12 protein-coding genes are annotated in these 14,031 nt (G+C 71.4%); 6 read left to right on the top strand and 6 right to left on the bottom strand.

The window, feature by feature from the left end; all coding sequences use genetic code 11:
* Positions 1-9 precede the first annotated feature (9 nt).
* On the top strand, positions 10-2,409 hold the full coding sequence (locus tag OHB49_RS30650) for a transglutaminase TgpA family protein (protein ID WP_329164164.1): 2,400 nt from the start codon (positions 10-12) through the stop codon (positions 2,407-2,409).
* Positions 2,410-2,668: 259 nt separating this feature from the next.
* Here OHB49_RS30650 and OHB49_RS30645 read toward each other — a convergent pair whose 3' ends face one another.
* From OHB49_RS30645 to OHB49_RS30635, 3 genes are all read right to left on the bottom strand, one after another.
* Positions 2,669-3,061, bottom strand: a complete 393-nt coding sequence (locus OHB49_RS30645) for a DUF3040 domain-containing protein (protein WP_030972917.1) — start codon at positions 3,059-3,061, stop codon at positions 2,669-2,671.
* 316 nt (positions 3,062-3,377) lie between these two features.
* Positions 3,378-4,136, bottom strand: coding sequence for a methyltransferase (locus OHB49_RS30640; protein ID WP_030972918.1), 759 nt, complete (start codon positions 4,134-4,136; stop codon positions 3,378-3,380).
* Between the two features lie 102 nt (positions 4,137-4,238).
* A complete protein-coding gene (locus OHB49_RS30635; protein WP_030972919.1) occupies positions 4,239-4,787 on the bottom strand; it encodes an SAV_6107 family HEPN domain-containing protein in 549 nt (182 codons plus the stop codon).
* Between the two features lie 165 nt (positions 4,788-4,952).
* Here OHB49_RS30635 and OHB49_RS30630 point away from each other — a divergent pair, with 165 nt between their 5' ends.
* From OHB49_RS30630 to OHB49_RS30610, 5 genes are all read left to right on the top strand, one after another.
* A complete protein-coding gene (locus OHB49_RS30630) occupies positions 4,953-5,798 on the top strand; it encodes an ATP-binding cassette domain-containing protein (RefSeq protein ID WP_329164163.1) in 846 nt (281 codons plus the stop codon).
* Positions 5,770-7,857, top strand: coding sequence for a YhgE/Pip domain-containing protein (locus OHB49_RS30625; protein WP_329164161.1), 2,088 nt, complete (start codon positions 5,770-5,772; stop codon positions 7,855-7,857). Before OHB49_RS30630 ends, OHB49_RS30625 begins: the two co-directional genes overlap by 29 nt.
* Positions 7,858-7,886: 29 nt before the next feature.
* Positions 7,887-8,498 carry a TetR/AcrR family transcriptional regulator gene (locus OHB49_RS30620; RefSeq protein WP_030972924.1) on the top strand — a complete coding sequence of 204 codons (612 nt, stop codon included), beginning with the start codon at positions 7,887-7,889 and terminating at the stop codon, positions 8,496-8,498.
* A gap of 367 nt (positions 8,499-8,865) precedes the next feature.
* Positions 8,866-9,483, top strand: coding sequence for a DUF4126 domain-containing protein (locus tag OHB49_RS30615; RefSeq protein WP_329164159.1), 618 nt, complete (start codon positions 8,866-8,868; stop codon positions 9,481-9,483).
* A gap of 31 nt (positions 9,484-9,514) precedes the next feature.
* Positions 9,515-11,035 carry a phytoene desaturase family protein gene (locus OHB49_RS30610; protein WP_329164158.1) on the top strand — a complete coding sequence of 507 codons (1,521 nt, stop codon included), beginning with the start codon at positions 9,515-9,517 and terminating at the stop codon, positions 11,033-11,035.
* Positions 11,036-11,159: 124 nt separating this feature from the next.
* Here OHB49_RS30610 and OHB49_RS30605 read toward each other — a convergent pair whose 3' ends face one another.
* The 3 genes from OHB49_RS30605 to thiE all read right to left on the bottom strand — a co-directional run bounded on the left by OHB49_RS30605 (position 11,160) and on the right by thiE (position 13,890).
* Positions 11,160-12,131, bottom strand: a complete 972-nt coding sequence (locus OHB49_RS30605) for a hypothetical protein (RefSeq protein ID WP_030972930.1) — start codon at positions 12,129-12,131, stop codon at positions 11,160-11,162.
* 52 nt (positions 12,132-12,183) lie between these two features.
* The gene (metF, locus tag OHB49_RS30600) at positions 12,184-13,101 is read right to left on the bottom strand and encodes a methylenetetrahydrofolate reductase [NAD(P)H] (RefSeq protein ID WP_329166676.1); all 918 of its coding nucleotides are present in this window, start codon (positions 13,099-13,101) and stop codon (positions 12,184-12,186) included.
* Between the two features lie 135 nt (positions 13,102-13,236).
* Positions 13,237-13,890 (bottom strand): thiamine phosphate synthase, encoded by a 654-nt coding sequence (thiE, locus tag OHB49_RS30595; RefSeq protein ID WP_329164157.1) that lies wholly within the window; start codon positions 13,888-13,890, stop codon positions 13,237-13,239.
* Positions 13,891-14,031: the final 141 nt, after the last annotated feature.

Below are 14,031 nucleotides of genomic sequence, written 5' to 3'. Positions count from 1 at the left end.
GGGACGGGCATGAGCGGTCGTGGTCGGCTGGCGCTGTGCGCCTTTGCGGCGACGCTGTTGGCAGCGGGTTCGATGCTGCCCTTGGTCGACCCGGCCGCCTGGATCGTGCAGGCCGCGTTCCTGCTGGCGATCCAGAGCGGGGTGGGCGCACTGGCCCGCCGGGTGCCGTTGCCGCGGCTGCTGATCGTCACGGTGCAGTTCCTGGTCACTCTGGTGATGCTGACCGTGGTGTTCGCCCGGGGGCAGGCCCTGGTCGGTTTCCTGCCCGGTCCCGAGGCCGTCCAGCGGCTCGCCGACCTGCTCACCGCGGGTGCGGACGATGTCGGAAGGTATGCCATCCCGGCGCCCGCGACGGAAGGCATCCGGCTGATGCTGGTCGGCGGTGTGCTGCTGATCGGTCTTGCCGTGGACACTCTCGCGGTGACGTTCCGCAGCGCGGCTCCGGCCGGCCTGCCGCTCCTCGCCCTCTACTCGGTCGCCGCGGGACTGTCCGGTGGTGCGGGCCGGCTGTGGTTCCTGCTGGCGGCCTCCGGCTATCTGATCCTGCTGCTGGCCGAGGGCCGGGACCGGATCTCCCAGTGGGGGCGGGTCTTCGGCGGCACGAGCCGGTCACCGAACGGTCTGGCGGCCGGTCTCGAGATGTCGGGCGGCCGGCCGCTCGCACCGGTCCGCACCGGGCGGCGGATCGGCGCGCTGGCGCTGGGTATGGCCCTGGTCGTACCGACGTCCGCACTCAACGGCGGTTGGCTGGCCGGTTCGGGGAGCGGGTCCGGCAAGGGCGGAGGCGGCGGCACGATCTCAGCGGTGAACCCGCTGGTCTCGTTGCAGAACGATCTGAACCAGCCGGAGAACCGGCAGGTGATGTCGTACCGCACCAATTCCGGCAGCCCACAGGACTTCTACCTGCGAATCCTGGCCCTGGACCAGTTCACCGGGAGCGAGTGGCGGCCCTCGCGGCGCAGCCTGAAGGACGTGCCGAAGCGGCTCCCCAACCCGGACGGCCTGGCCGCGGACGTCGCCGTCACGGAGATCAGGTCGAACATCTCCGCGTCCCGTTCGTACCAGCAGACCTACCTGCCGCTCCCCTACCCCGCGACCGAGGTCAAGATCGGCGGGCACTGGCGGTACGAGTCCGCGGGACGCACCCTCGTCGGAGACCGCGGCCAGACGACCCGCGGGGCGCAGTACGAGGTCTCCAGCCTGGTGGTGCAGCCGACCGCGGATCAGCTCGCCGCGGCGGGCCCGGCGTCGGCCGCGATGCGGCGGGAGTACACCCAGGTACCCGGCTCGCTGCCGAAGGTCGTCAAGGAAACTGCGAACCGGGTGACGAAGGGTGCCACCACCAACTATGAGCGAGCGGTGAAGCTGCAGAATTTCTTCGCCCTCGACGGCCGCTTCAGTTACGACACCTCGGTGACCTCCGGCACCGGCTCGGCCGCAATCGGCCGGTTCCTGAAGGACAAGCGGGGCTTCTGCGTCCACTTCTCGTTCACGATGGCCGCGATGGCGCGGACGCTGGGAATTCCGGCCCGGGTCGCGGTGGGTTTCACACCCGGCACCGGGCAGTCGGACGGTTCGATGTCGGTGGGGCTGCGCGATGCGCACGCCTGGCCGGAGCTGTACTTCGAGGGCATCGGATGGACCCGCTTCGAGCCGACCCCGACGCGGGGCAGCGCGCCCGAGTACACCCTGCCGGACGCCCCCTCGGACGGCTCGGCCAACCCGAGCCGTCCGCAGGCGAGTGCCTCGGCCGCTCCGTCGGCCGCGCCGTCCGCGTCGGACAGCTGCCCGCCACAGCTTCGCCGACAGGGCGAGTGCGGCTCGTCGGCGGCGCCGGGCGCCGCGGCTCCGAAGGATCCGGGGACACCGGTGGGCAGCATCGTCCTGGTGGTTCTGGCGGCCCTGTTGGTGCTCGCGCTGCTGCTGCTGCCGTTGTTCTGGCGGGTTCGGGTGCGTACACGCAGGCTGAACTCGTCCACGGGGCGTACGCCGGCGGATGCGACGGCCAGAACGCTGGCGGCCTGGCGGGAGATCACTGACACGGCGTGGGACCACGGCATCGGCCCCGACGACTCGCTGACCCCGCGCAAGGCGGCAGCGCGGGTGGTACGGCTGGGGCGGCTGGACCCCGACGAGGCCGCGGCCGTGCACCGGGTGGCAGGGGCTGTGGAGCAGGTGCTCTACGCCCCGCAGCCCCGGGCGGCCACCGGGCTCGCCGAGGACGTGGCAACGGTGCGGGACGGGGTGCGTGCCTCCGCCGACCGCTTCGCCCGGATCCGCGCGGTGGTGGCACCACGTTCGGCCGTTCGGGTGATATGGGCGGCGTCCGAAAGCTGGTCCGCACTCATCGGCCGGTGGGTGGCGCGGTGGCGCGGGTTGCCGCGGTGGCCGTCCCGCCAGCGAGGCTGAGCAGGGGGCGCGGTCACCGGGCCGCGCTCCCCCTCGTCGCCGGACGGACGGGCACGATTTCGGCTCGCCCAGGGGTTGGAGCAAACCCCGTGAGCGGCATGGGCCGCTGCCCGGCGGGAGGGCCTTCGCCTGCCCTCGGGACCACAGGAGAAATCGAAGGACGGTGCGCCTGAGGGCGCGCAGGCCGCGGTGTGCAGACATGGGTGAGGGGCGGCCGCGATGATGCGGCCGCCCCTCACCAGCACACGTTCAGAAGCGCTTACTGACCCTGCTCGTCACGGCGGCGCTGCCACCGCTGCTCGATCCGGTTCATCACGGTTCGGCGTTGCCTGGGGTGTCGGCGCTCGCCCTTGCCCCCGGACGCCTGCTGCTCGCCGGGCTTGGGAGCCTTGCGCCAACCGGTGACCGCAAGGACCGCGCAGCCCAGCATGACGAGGAATCCCACCACGCTGATCCAGATCTGCTGGGCGACCATTCCGGCCATGAGGAGCGCGATACCCACCAGGAAGCCTGCGACCGCCTGGTAGACCCGTCGCCGGGTGTACGTACGCAGCCCGCTTCCCTCGAGCGCTGTCGCGAACTTGGGATCTTCGGCGTACAGCGCTCGCTCCATCTGCTCGAGCATTCGCTGCTCGTGCTCCGAGAGCGGCACGGAGTCCTCCTCGTCGTCGGCCGCGGGGGGCGGCCGGTATGCGGCCCTTCCAGGATAGGCAGGGATTCGCCCCCGTGAAACCCGCCCTGTTCGCCAATCAGCCAGTCCGGGCCGCCACAACGGCTCAGCTGCTGAGGCGTAGATTCCCCAACATCCGATCCGTCATGCCGGATGGTGTCCCCCGATCATACGGTGACTACGCCCCGATCGGGGGGCCTGTGGCGTACTCCATCTGCAGCTGCGTCGCTGATCAGCCGCGCTGCCGCCGCACTTCGGCCCCGCCGCGCACTGCCGGCGGCCGGGCCCCGGCCGCGGCTCAGGCGCGCTTCGTGCCCAGAACGTGCAGCTGGGTCGCGACCGAGCGGAACGCCGGGAGTTCCGCAACCGCGGTCTCCAGCTTCAGCAGTGCCTCCATCGCGCCGGGCTCGGTGTCCACCAGAACACCCGGTACGAGGTCGGCGAAGACCCGTACGCCGTGGACCGCGCCGACCTCGACGTCGGCTGCGGAGACCAGCTCGGTGAGCTGCTCCGCGGTGTACCGCCGGGGCACCGGGTCGCCTGCGCCCCAGCGGCCCGCCGGGTCGCTGAGCGCCTGCCGGGCCTCGGTGAAGTGACCCGCGAGCGCCCGGGCGAGGACGGCGCCCCCGAGTCCGGCGGCGAGCAGGCTGAGCTCACCGGACGGGCGGAGCGCGTCGACGGCGTTGCGTACGCCCTCGGCGGGGTCGTCGACGTACTCCAGGACGCCGTGGCACAGCACCGCGTCGTAACCGCCGCGCTCGACCACCTCGAACAGGCCGAGGATGTCGCCCTGGACGCCTCGGACGCGGTCGGCGACCCCGGCCTCGGCAGCGCGGCGCTCCAGTGCGAAGAGCGCGTTGGGGCTGGGGTCGACGACGGTGACCCGGTGGCCGAGGAGGGCGACCGGCACCGCGAAGTTTCCGGTGCCGCCGCCGGTGTCCAGGACGTCCAGGGCGTCCCTGCCGGTCGCCTTGACCTGACGGTCGAGAGCATCCTTCAGGACCTCCCAGACCACGGCGGTACGGAGGGAGGCGCGGGGGCGCAGCTGATCCGACACGGCAGTTGACTCCTCGGCACGGTGCCGCCGCTGACGGCGGAGCGTGAACGGTGCAGGTGATACAGGTGCTGTCCACCCTATTGCCTCGGGCCACCGCAGCCGTCATCCCGCGTCGGACCGCTCCTGCCGGGCCTGAGGGAGCGTCGGCTGGAGCACCAGGAGCCGCTCCACCAGGCGCAGGAACATGGCCGCGTCGCGCAGCAGATCGTCGGCGTCGCGGCTGCTGGCCGCCCCCGGTATGCCCGCTTCGGCCCGGGCCCTGCGGCGGGCCCCCGAAGCGAACAGGGCGCTCCATTCGGTGAGCTCCGGGGCGATCTCCGGGAGGACTTCCCAAGCGCTACGGATCCTCTCCCTGCGTCGCCTGGTCGTCTCTGGTCGGCCGCGGGCGGCGAGCACGGCGGCGGCGGTGCGCAGCGCGGCGAGATGGGCGGTGGCATAGCGCTCGTTCGGCACGGCGAGCACGGCGGCCTCTTCGAGGCCGTCGCGGGCCTGGGCCAGCAGATCGAGAGCGGCGGGCGGCGCGGTGGTGCGGCGCAGCACCGGGTGGACGTCGTTCGCCGGTCCGCTCGATGACGGGGCGGGGCCGGTCGGTGAGGGGGCAGGGCCGCCTGCGCGGCGCCGAGAGGCGGCAGCTGCGGACGAGTTGGCCATGACGAACCTCCTGTCGTCGTGTGACGGCTCCGTGGCCGTATGTATCCATCGTGGGGCCCACCACTGACAATCGACCTCAATAAACCCCTGACCTGGCCTTTTGCCTCGTGCGCGAGTTCGAGCTATCTTTTTGTACTGACCAGTCAGTTCAAATGGGGAGGGTCTGTGGACAGCCCGCACGGGGCAGCTGTCACCGCCGAGGACTTCGGGCTCAAGGGACCGCGCGGCTGGGCCTTCCGGGGCGTACGGCTCGACGCCCCACCCGGCGCCCTGATCGCGATCGAGGGCCCGTCCGGCTCCGGCCGCACCTGCCTGCTGCTCGCTCTGACGGGCCGGATGCGCCCCTCCGAGGGCCGTGCCGAGGTGGGCGGTCTGCGCCTGCCGCGCCAGATGGCCGCGGTACGCGGGATCAGCGCGCTCGGCCCGGTGCCCGGGGTCAGCGAACTCGACCCGGCCTTCACGGTCGCCGAGCACCTGCGCGAGCGCGCCCTGCTGCAGCGCCGCTACGACGGTTCGCTGCGCGCCCTGCTGCGCCCCCGCGCCGAGCGCACCGCCGCAGCCCGCAACCGGATCGACACGGCACTGGACGCCGCCGGGCTCGACCCGGCAAACCTGCCCAAGGCCGAGCGGACTTCGGTACGCGATCTGGAGCGGCTGGAGGCGTTGCGGCTGTCCGTCGCCCTCGCGCTGATCGGCCGGCCGCGGCTGCTCGCCGTGGACGACACCGATCTCAAGCTCTCCGATGCCGAGCGCGCCGAGGCCTGGGAGCTGCTGCGTTCCGTCGCCGACAGCGGAACGACCGTGCTCGCCGTCTGCAGCCAGGCGCCCGTCGGCGCCATCACCGTCCGCACGGCCACCACGGGCACCGCAGACACAGACATCACAGCGGCAGACGCCTCGGACGCCTCCGCGCCCGCAGAGGCGTCCGAGGCGACGACCGAGAAGACCACCGCCGAGAAGACCACTGATGAGGGGACGGCCGATGCGTTCGCCGAAACTGGCCGCGCTTGAGCTGAAGCGTTTCGGCAGGGGCAGGCTGCCCCGCGCCGCACTCGTCGCGCTCCTGCTCCTGCCCCTGCTCTACGGCGCCCTGTACCTGTGGTCCTTCTGGGACCCGTACAGCCGCCTCGACAAGATCCCTGTCGCCCTGGTCAACAACGACAAGGGCGCCACCGCCGCCGGAAAGCGCATCGAGGCCGGGGACGAGATCACCGGCGAGCTGCTCGACTCCAAGATCTTCGAGTGGCACGAGGTCAGCTCCGCCCAGGCCGACCGGGGCGTCGAGGAGGGTACGTACTACCTCTCGCTGACCATGCCGGCGGACTTCAGCAAGCGGATCGCGTCCAGTTCCGGTGACTCCCCCGATACCGGTGCGCTCCAGGTGCGGACGAACGACGCCAACAACTACATCGTCGGGCAGATCTCCCGGACGGTGTTCTCCGAGGTCCGCACCGCCGCCTCGGTCAATGCCTCGCGCGGCTTCCTCGACCGGATCTTCATCTCCTTCTCCGACCTCCACGACGCGACGGCGAAGGCCGCCCAGGGCGCCGACGACCTCAAGGGCGGCATCGGCAAGGCGAAGAAGGGCTCGAAGGATCTCGCGGACGGGCTCAAGGACGCCAAGTCCGGCAGCGGCCGGCTGGAGACCGGAATCGCCAAGCTGAACAAGGGCGCCGGTGACCTCGAAACCGGGTCCCGGCAGGTCGCCGACGGCACCCAGCTGCTCGCCGACAAGGTCAACGGGGTGGCTGCCGACATCCGCCCGTTCCTGAAGGACAACGGCAGGACGATCGGCGACACCGCCCGGCTGGTCGCCGACTCCTCGCAGGCCGTACGGGACAACCTCGACCTGCTGGTGAAGGCGGCGCCGACCGCCGCGACCGCCGCCCACGAAGCCTCCGACGATCTGGCCGACGTCTACCGCACCCGCTGCACGGAGCAGCTGCTCCCCGACCCCACCGTCTGCCCCCCGCTGAAGCGGGCCACGACCGCCGCGGCCGATGTCGCGAAGGTCGCCGACGATGTGAACGTACTGGTCAAGGACCAGAACGGGGATCTGAAGAAGCTGCGCGGACAGCTGATGACCCTGCAGAAGCAGGCCGACGCCCTCGCCGAACGCTCCCCGCACCTGGACGAGGACCTGAAGTCCGCCGTCGCGAAGGTCAACGCGCTCAACACCGGTGCCCACAAGGTCGCCAAGGGAGCGGACGAACTGCACACCGGCCTGGCCACCGCGAGGACCGGATCCGTCGACCTGAACACCGGCGTCGGCGAGCTCAAGAAGGGCGCGACCAGCCTGGACGGCGGACTGATCCGGCTCGGCGACGGTTCGGCCTCGCTCGCCCAAGGGCTGAACGACGGGGTCGGCAAGATCCCCGACTACGACAAGCAGGACCGCGACCGGCGCACCGATGTGATGGCCGACCCGGTGAAGCTCGCCTCCCAGTCGCTGCACAAGGCCCCCAACTACGGCACCGGGTTCGCCCCGTACTTCATCCCGCTCTCCCTCTGGGTGGGCGCGATGGTGGCGTACATGCTGATCCAGCCGCTGAACCGGCGGGCGCTCGCCGCCGGGGCTTCCACCTGGCGGATCGCCCTCGCGGGCTGGCTGCCGGTGGCCGCGATCGGTCTGCTGCAGGTCGCCGCCCTGATGTCCGTGCTGCACTGGGGGCTGGGACTGCAGATGGCCCACGCCGCCGGAACGATCGGCTTCCTAGCCCTTGTGACCTGCTGCTTCGGCGCGATCGTGCAGTGGCTGAACGCACGGTTCGGCGCGGCGGGGCGGATCCTCGTACTTGCCGTGCTGATGCTCCAGCTGACCTCGGCCGGAGGTACGTATCCCGTCCAGACCAGCCCCGGCTTCTTCGGTGCGATCCACCCGTATCTGCCGATGAGCTACATCGTCGAGGGGCTGCGCCGGCTGATCACTGGCGGCGGACTCGGTCCGGTCTGGCAGGGCTGTGCGGTGCTCCTGGCGTTCACGGCGGGGGCGCTGGCCCTGACCGCGGTCGCCGCGCGCCGCAAGCAGGTGTGGACGCTGGACCGGCTGCATCCGGAGCTGAGCCTGTGAGCGCGCCGGGACCTGTGAGAATCGACCGCATGGAAAGCAGTAGCACCACGCGTCGCCAGGCCACCCGGCAGAAGCTCTACGAGGCGGCCGTCACGCTCATCGCGGAGAAGGGTTTCTCGGCGACCACGGTCGACGAGATCGCCGAGCGCGCCGGGGTCGCCAAGGGCACGGTCTACTACAACTTCAAGAGCAAGACCGAGCTCTTCGAGGAACTGCTGCGGCACGGCGTCGGACTGCTGACCGCGTCACTGCGGTCAGCGGCCGAGCAGACCGAGGAGCGCGGCGGCACCCGGGTCGAGGCCCTGGACGCAATGATCAGGGCCGGCCTGGTCTTCATCGACCGCTACCCGGCCTTCACCCAGCTGTACGTCGCCGAGCTGTGGCGCACCAACCGTGCCTGGCAGGCGACCCTCCTGGTGGTACGTCAGGAGGCCGTCGCCGTGGTCGAGGACGTGCTCCGGGAGGGCGTCGGGAACGGCGAGCTCAGCCAGGAGATCGACATCCCGCTGACGGCGGCCGCACTGGTCGGCATGGTGCTGGTGGCTGCGCTGGACTGGCAGGCGTTCCAGCCCGAGCGGTCCATCGACGACGTGCACTCGGCGCTGTCCCTGCTGCTGCACGGCCGGGTCAGCGGACGCTGACACGCGCTCCTCCCGAGAGCGTGCGCACACAACAGAAACGCCGGTCCCACGAGGCTCGATCCCCCCGAGCCTCGTCCGACCGGCGCTTCCCGTGCTGCCGGAGGGCCTTCCCCCGTGACCCCCGTGTTCCCCCGTGGTCCCCGGGCCCTCCGTGGTGCACCCCCGTTCCGGAAGGAGTGCCGTGCCTGTTCCGCCACCCCGTGTCGGCGGTACCGGCGCTGCGCCCCTTCCGTGGTCTCCACTCTTCCGTCCGGGCAGGTGGCAGCCCATCCGCGTACCTACTCATCTCGTTCACTAGGTACGGATACTCAGAGCTGCGCACCCGACTCCACCCGCAGTGCCGCACCACCTGGTTACGATCGCGTCCGTGTCCGTACTCCCCCTGGTGTTCACAAGTGGCTGGGCGAGCGGGATCAACGCCTACGCGGTGGTCCTGTTGCTCGGCGTCTTCGGCGCGACCGGCATCAGCGACGAGGTGCCCGCCTCGCTGCAGCGCACCGATGTGCTCGTGGTGGCCGGTGTGCTGTTCCTGTGCGAGGCGGTGGCGGACAAGATCCCGTACGTGGACTCGCTCTGGGACTCGGTGCACACCGTCATCAGGCCGATCGCCGGGGCCGTCGTGGCGGCGCTGCTGGCCGGTCAGAGCGGTTCGCTGCCGGAGCTCGCCGCCGGGGCCGTCGGCGGTTCCACCGCGCTGATGAGCCATCTGGTGAAGGCGGGCACCAGGATGGCGGTGAACACCTCGCCCGAGCCGTTCAGCAATATCGCGGTGAGCACCGCCGAGGACCTGGGCGTCGCCGGAATCATCACGTTCGCGATATTCCATCCGCTGGCGGCCGCCATCATCGCCGCGACGCTGCTGGTGCTCGGCATCGTGATACTGGCCTTCCTGGCCTCCCGGATCCGCCGGTTCCTGCGCCGCAGGGCCCAGCGGCGCGAGGAGAAACGCATGGCCGGGACGGGTTCGCACTGGCCTCCCGGCTGACTTGTCAGCGGTGGCCGTTAAGGTCACTGACATGGCACGTATTGCGGTGATCGGCGCCGGGATGGGCGCAATGGCGGCGGCCGCCCGGCTGGCTGTGGCAGGACACCGGGTGACGGTGTACGAGCGGTCCGGGACGTACGGCGGCTCGGTCGGCCGGTATGCCCGGGACGGCTTCGCGTTCGACACGGGTCCCTCGCTGCTGCATCTGCCCGCCGTCTACCGCGATCTGTTCGTCAAGACCGGCAAGGAGCCGCTGGAGCGGTGCGTCACGATGACGCAGGTCGATCCGGCGAGCCGCCATCTCTTCGCCGACGGCACGGCGGTCTCGCTGCCGAACGCCTCGCGCGCCGGGGTGGTCGCCGCCCTGGACGGCGCGCTGGGGGCCGGTGCGGGCCGCAGCTGGGGCGAGTTCCTCGACCGGGCCCGGGATGCCTGGGACAGGTCCCGGCGGCCGTTGCTGGAGGAGCCGTTGCGCGCCGACTGGCAGGTGCTGGGCCGTGATCCGTATCCGGCGCTCCGGCAGCGCCGGATACTGCGGGCCGCCCGGCAGGCGGGCACGCTGGCGGAGGTCGGTGCCTGGGAGCTGACGGACCCCCGGCTGACCGCGCTGCTCGACGGATACGCGCTGTCGTACGGCCTCGATCCACTGCGTGCGCCGGCGAGCGCGGCCCTGCTCCCGTACATGGAGGAGACGTTCGGCAGCTGGTACGTGGCCGGCGGGATCCGGGCGCTGGCGCAGGCGGTGTACGAGCGGTGCCTGGCGCGGAAGGTGGAGTTCGTGTTCGGCGCCGAAGTGGCCCGGGTGGTGGAGAAGGACGGCCGGGCGGCGGGGGTCGAGCTGGCGACGGGGACGGTCACCGAGGCCGATCACGTGGTGCTCGGGGCCTGGCCGCGCCCGGGGCTTGTGCCGGGTCAGGAGCTGTGGCGGGACGGCGATGTGACGGCTCAGCCGCGGCCGGCGGACCGGGCGACGGTGCCGGGCCGGTTCCAGGTCCTGCTGTCGCTGAGTGGCGCCCGGCCCGCGGGGACGGTGCACCGGACGGTGGTGCACGGCGCGGACGGCGCGGCGGAACGAGAGGCGGTGTTCGGTGGCCGGCTCGCCGAGCGTCCCACGGTGACGGTGATCCGCCCGGACGATCCGTCGACCCGCCCCGACGACGCGCACGAGGCCGTGACAGTGACGGCGACGGTCGCCCCGCACGGCGCGGTGGACTGGACGGACGCGGCGCTGTGCGAGCGGTATGCGGACACCTTGATCGAGGCGGCCGGCGCTGCCGTCCCCGGTATACGCGAGCGGCTGCTCCACGCCGAAGTGCGGACGCCCGCCCGGACGGCGGCCGACACCGGCGCCGAGGGCGGCTCGGTGCCCGCACCGGCGCTGGCCGGGGCCGGGGGCGCGTATCTGCATCCGGGGAACCGCACGCGGCTGCCGGGTCTCTACCTCGCGGGCGGCTGGTCCCACCCGGGCGGCGGGCTCGCGCACGCCGGGATGTCCGGGACGCTCGTCGCCGGGCTCATCGTGGAGGGGGACGGCTTCCGCGGCTCCCAGTGAGCGGCCGGCATCGAGAAGGCATGAGTGCGGGTCCGGGGGCCGGGCGCGTCGGGTGCCGCCTCGCCCTCGGTCTCTCCCATGACATCGAGGGCATGAGAGGGCAGGACCGGGTCCCGGGCGTCCGTCAGTAGCGGTACTGCTGTTCGTTGTAGCCGCTGTCGTAGGCGTTCGGGTACGGGGCGGGCTGTGCGGGCTGCTGCTCCGGCGGGTACTGCTCGCCCTCGCGCTGCTGCGGCACCCAGACGCCGCCCGGTGGGGTCTCGGAGGTGTACTGCTGGGCGTAGGGGTCCGCCGGGTACTGCTGCTGGTTGCCGTAGCTGTCGTAGCTTGCGTAGGCGTCGTGCCCGCCGTACTGCGAGGGGCCGCCGGTGGTGCCGATGTACGGGTCGGAGTACGCGGCGTACTGCTGCTGGCCCGTGCCGTAGTCGTACTGCCCGGCGTAGCCGTCCTGTCCCGCGTAGGTCTCCTGCCCGGCGTAACTGTCCTGGCCGGCGTACGCGTTCTGGTCGGCGTACACGCCCTGCCCGCCGTAGCTCTCCTGGCCGGGCACGCCGCTGTACGTGGAGTAGTCGGCGTACGGGTCGTAAGCGCCGTACTGGGGCTGCCCCTGAGCCTGCTGGGACTCGTGCTGCGGGACGGGATCGGTGTAGATGCCGTACTGCCCGGTGTCGTCCGGCAGCGGCTCCGGCTCGTAGACGGCGGCCGCGGGTGCGGGTGCGGCGTTCTCCGCCTCGTCCTCGCCCGCCCGGTCGTACTCCACTTCCAGGTCCGACACCTCGAGCGTGGGCTCCCGGCGGGTGTCCCGGTCACCGCTGCTCCGACGGCGACGGCTCTCGCCCGGGCTGCCTCCTATGGCCCAGCCGGTCGAGAAGCCGCGCCGGAAGGAGAGCGTGACGTACGTCTGGCCGATGGCGAACGCGATCGCGCCGACGGCGATGACGGGCACGGACGGCATCAGCACGCCGACGACCACACCGGCGAAGCCGGTGAAGGCGAGCAGGCGCCAGCGCAGCCTCGCCTTGTACTGCAGGAGCACCTCGCCGAGCAGCCACAGCGCCACGATGCCGAACGCGATGTAGAGGACCGTCCAGCCCATGCCCGCCCCCATTTCTACCGCCGCCGCCCGGGATCATGGCGGGTACGGCCGGTCACGACTGCTTGTGCAGTCCGAGATTCTCGTAGATTTCGAGCGTTGCCGTCGAGTTGTTGAGCGTAATGAAGTGCAGCCCGGGCACACCCTCGGAGCGCAGCCTCGCGCAGAACTCCGTCGCGAACTCGATGCCAATGGAGCGTACAGCGGCTGCGTCGTCCTTGACGGCGAGGATGCGGTCTTTCAGGGACGAGGGCAACGTCGCGTTGCTGAGCTGCGGAAACCGCTCCAACTGCTTGACGCTGGTGAGCGGCATGACCTCGGGGATGACGGGCGTGTCGCAACCCGCAGCGACCACACGGTCACGCATACGCAGATAGTCGTCCGGATCGAAGAACATCTGTGTGATCGCATAGTCGGCACCCGCGCGGCACTTGTCCACGAAATGCCGGATGTCGGTGTCCCAGTCGGTCGAGCGCGGATGCATCTCGGGAAATGCCGCGACCCCGACGCAGAAATCGCCGGATTCCTTGATGAGCCGGACGAGGTCGGCCGCGTACCGCACGCCCTCCGGGTGCTCGACCCACTCGCCCATCGGGTCGCCCGGCGGGTCGCCGCGCACGGCGAGGATGTTCCGGATCCCGGCGTCGGCGTACTGCCCGACCATGTTGCGCAGTTCGGCGACGGAGTGGTTGACGGCCGTGAGGTGCGCGACCGGAGTGAGCGTGGAATCGGCAGCGATCTGCTGGGTGGCCCTGACCGTCCCGGACCGGGTGGAACCACCGGCCCCGTACGTCACGGAGACGAAGCTCGGGCCCACCGCCTCGACCCGGCGCAGCGCATTCCAGAGATTGCGCTCGCCCTTCTCGGTCTTGGGCGCCCAGAACTCGAACGAATACGAAGTCTTGCCGGTCGCCAGCAGCTCACGCACGGTGCGTGCGTGATCCGTCCTGGTAGAGGGAGTGCCAAGGGCCATACTGCAGGTTAACCAGGGCGCGACGGTCCCCCAACCGGACCAGCGGCAATTGCCCGAATTGACTGATGGTTTGTCCACCCTTCGGACAGTCCTCCGGCGTTCTCCGGATGATCTGTGACTTCCGTGACGCGCCTGTCAGCCGTCGGCGCGCGCCCTGATCCGCTTCGCCAGCTCCGCGGTGGCCGCCGCCGGGTCGTCGGCCTCGGTGATCGCCCGTACGACGACGACCCTGCGCGCTCCCGCGTCCAGCACCTCGTCGAGGTTGCCCGCGTCGATCCCGCCGATGGCGAACCAGGGGCGCGGCTGGGCGAGCGAGGCGGCGTACCGCACGAGGTCGAGGCCGGGGGCGTGCCGACCGGGCTTGGTCGGGGTGGGCCAGCAGGGTCCGGTGCAGAAGTAGTCCACGCCGGGCTCGGCGACAGCGGCGTCGACCTCGGGCTCCGCGTGCGTGGAGCGGCCGATCACCACGCCCTCGCCGATGATGGCGCGGGCGGCGGGGACCGGCAGGTCTCCCTGGCCGAGGTGGAGCACCTCGGACCCGATGGCGTGGGCGACGTCGGCCCGGTCGTTCACGGCGAGGAGTTTGCCGTGGCGCCGGCAGGCGTCGGCGAGGACCGCCAGGTGTTCGAGCTCCTCGGCCGCCTCCATGCCCTTGTCGCGCAGCTGGACGATGTCCACCCCGGAGGAGAGCACGGCGTCGAGGAAGGCGGGCAGGTCGCCCTGGCGCCTGCGGGCATCCGTGCACAGATAGAGCCGGGCGTCGGACAGCAGCTCGCGAGGCGTGGGCATGACGAGGTTCCCCCTTGATACAGCTGTACGGAATTCAGCGGTACGACACGGTCGGGCCGGTACAGCGGTGCGGCGTGATGCGAGGGTACGGGCCGGGCCGTTCGGAACGGTCCGGCCCGTACCCGCGCGCGGTTGTCCCGG

The organism is Streptomyces sp. NBC_01717, from assembly GCF_036248255.1.
In the GTDB taxonomy this organism is placed as follows: domain Bacteria; phylum Actinomycetota; class Actinomycetes; order Streptomycetales; family Streptomycetaceae; genus Streptomyces.
The sequence above is the reverse complement of the archived record's forward strand: the minus strand, read 5'-3'. Positions and strand labels throughout refer to the sequence as shown.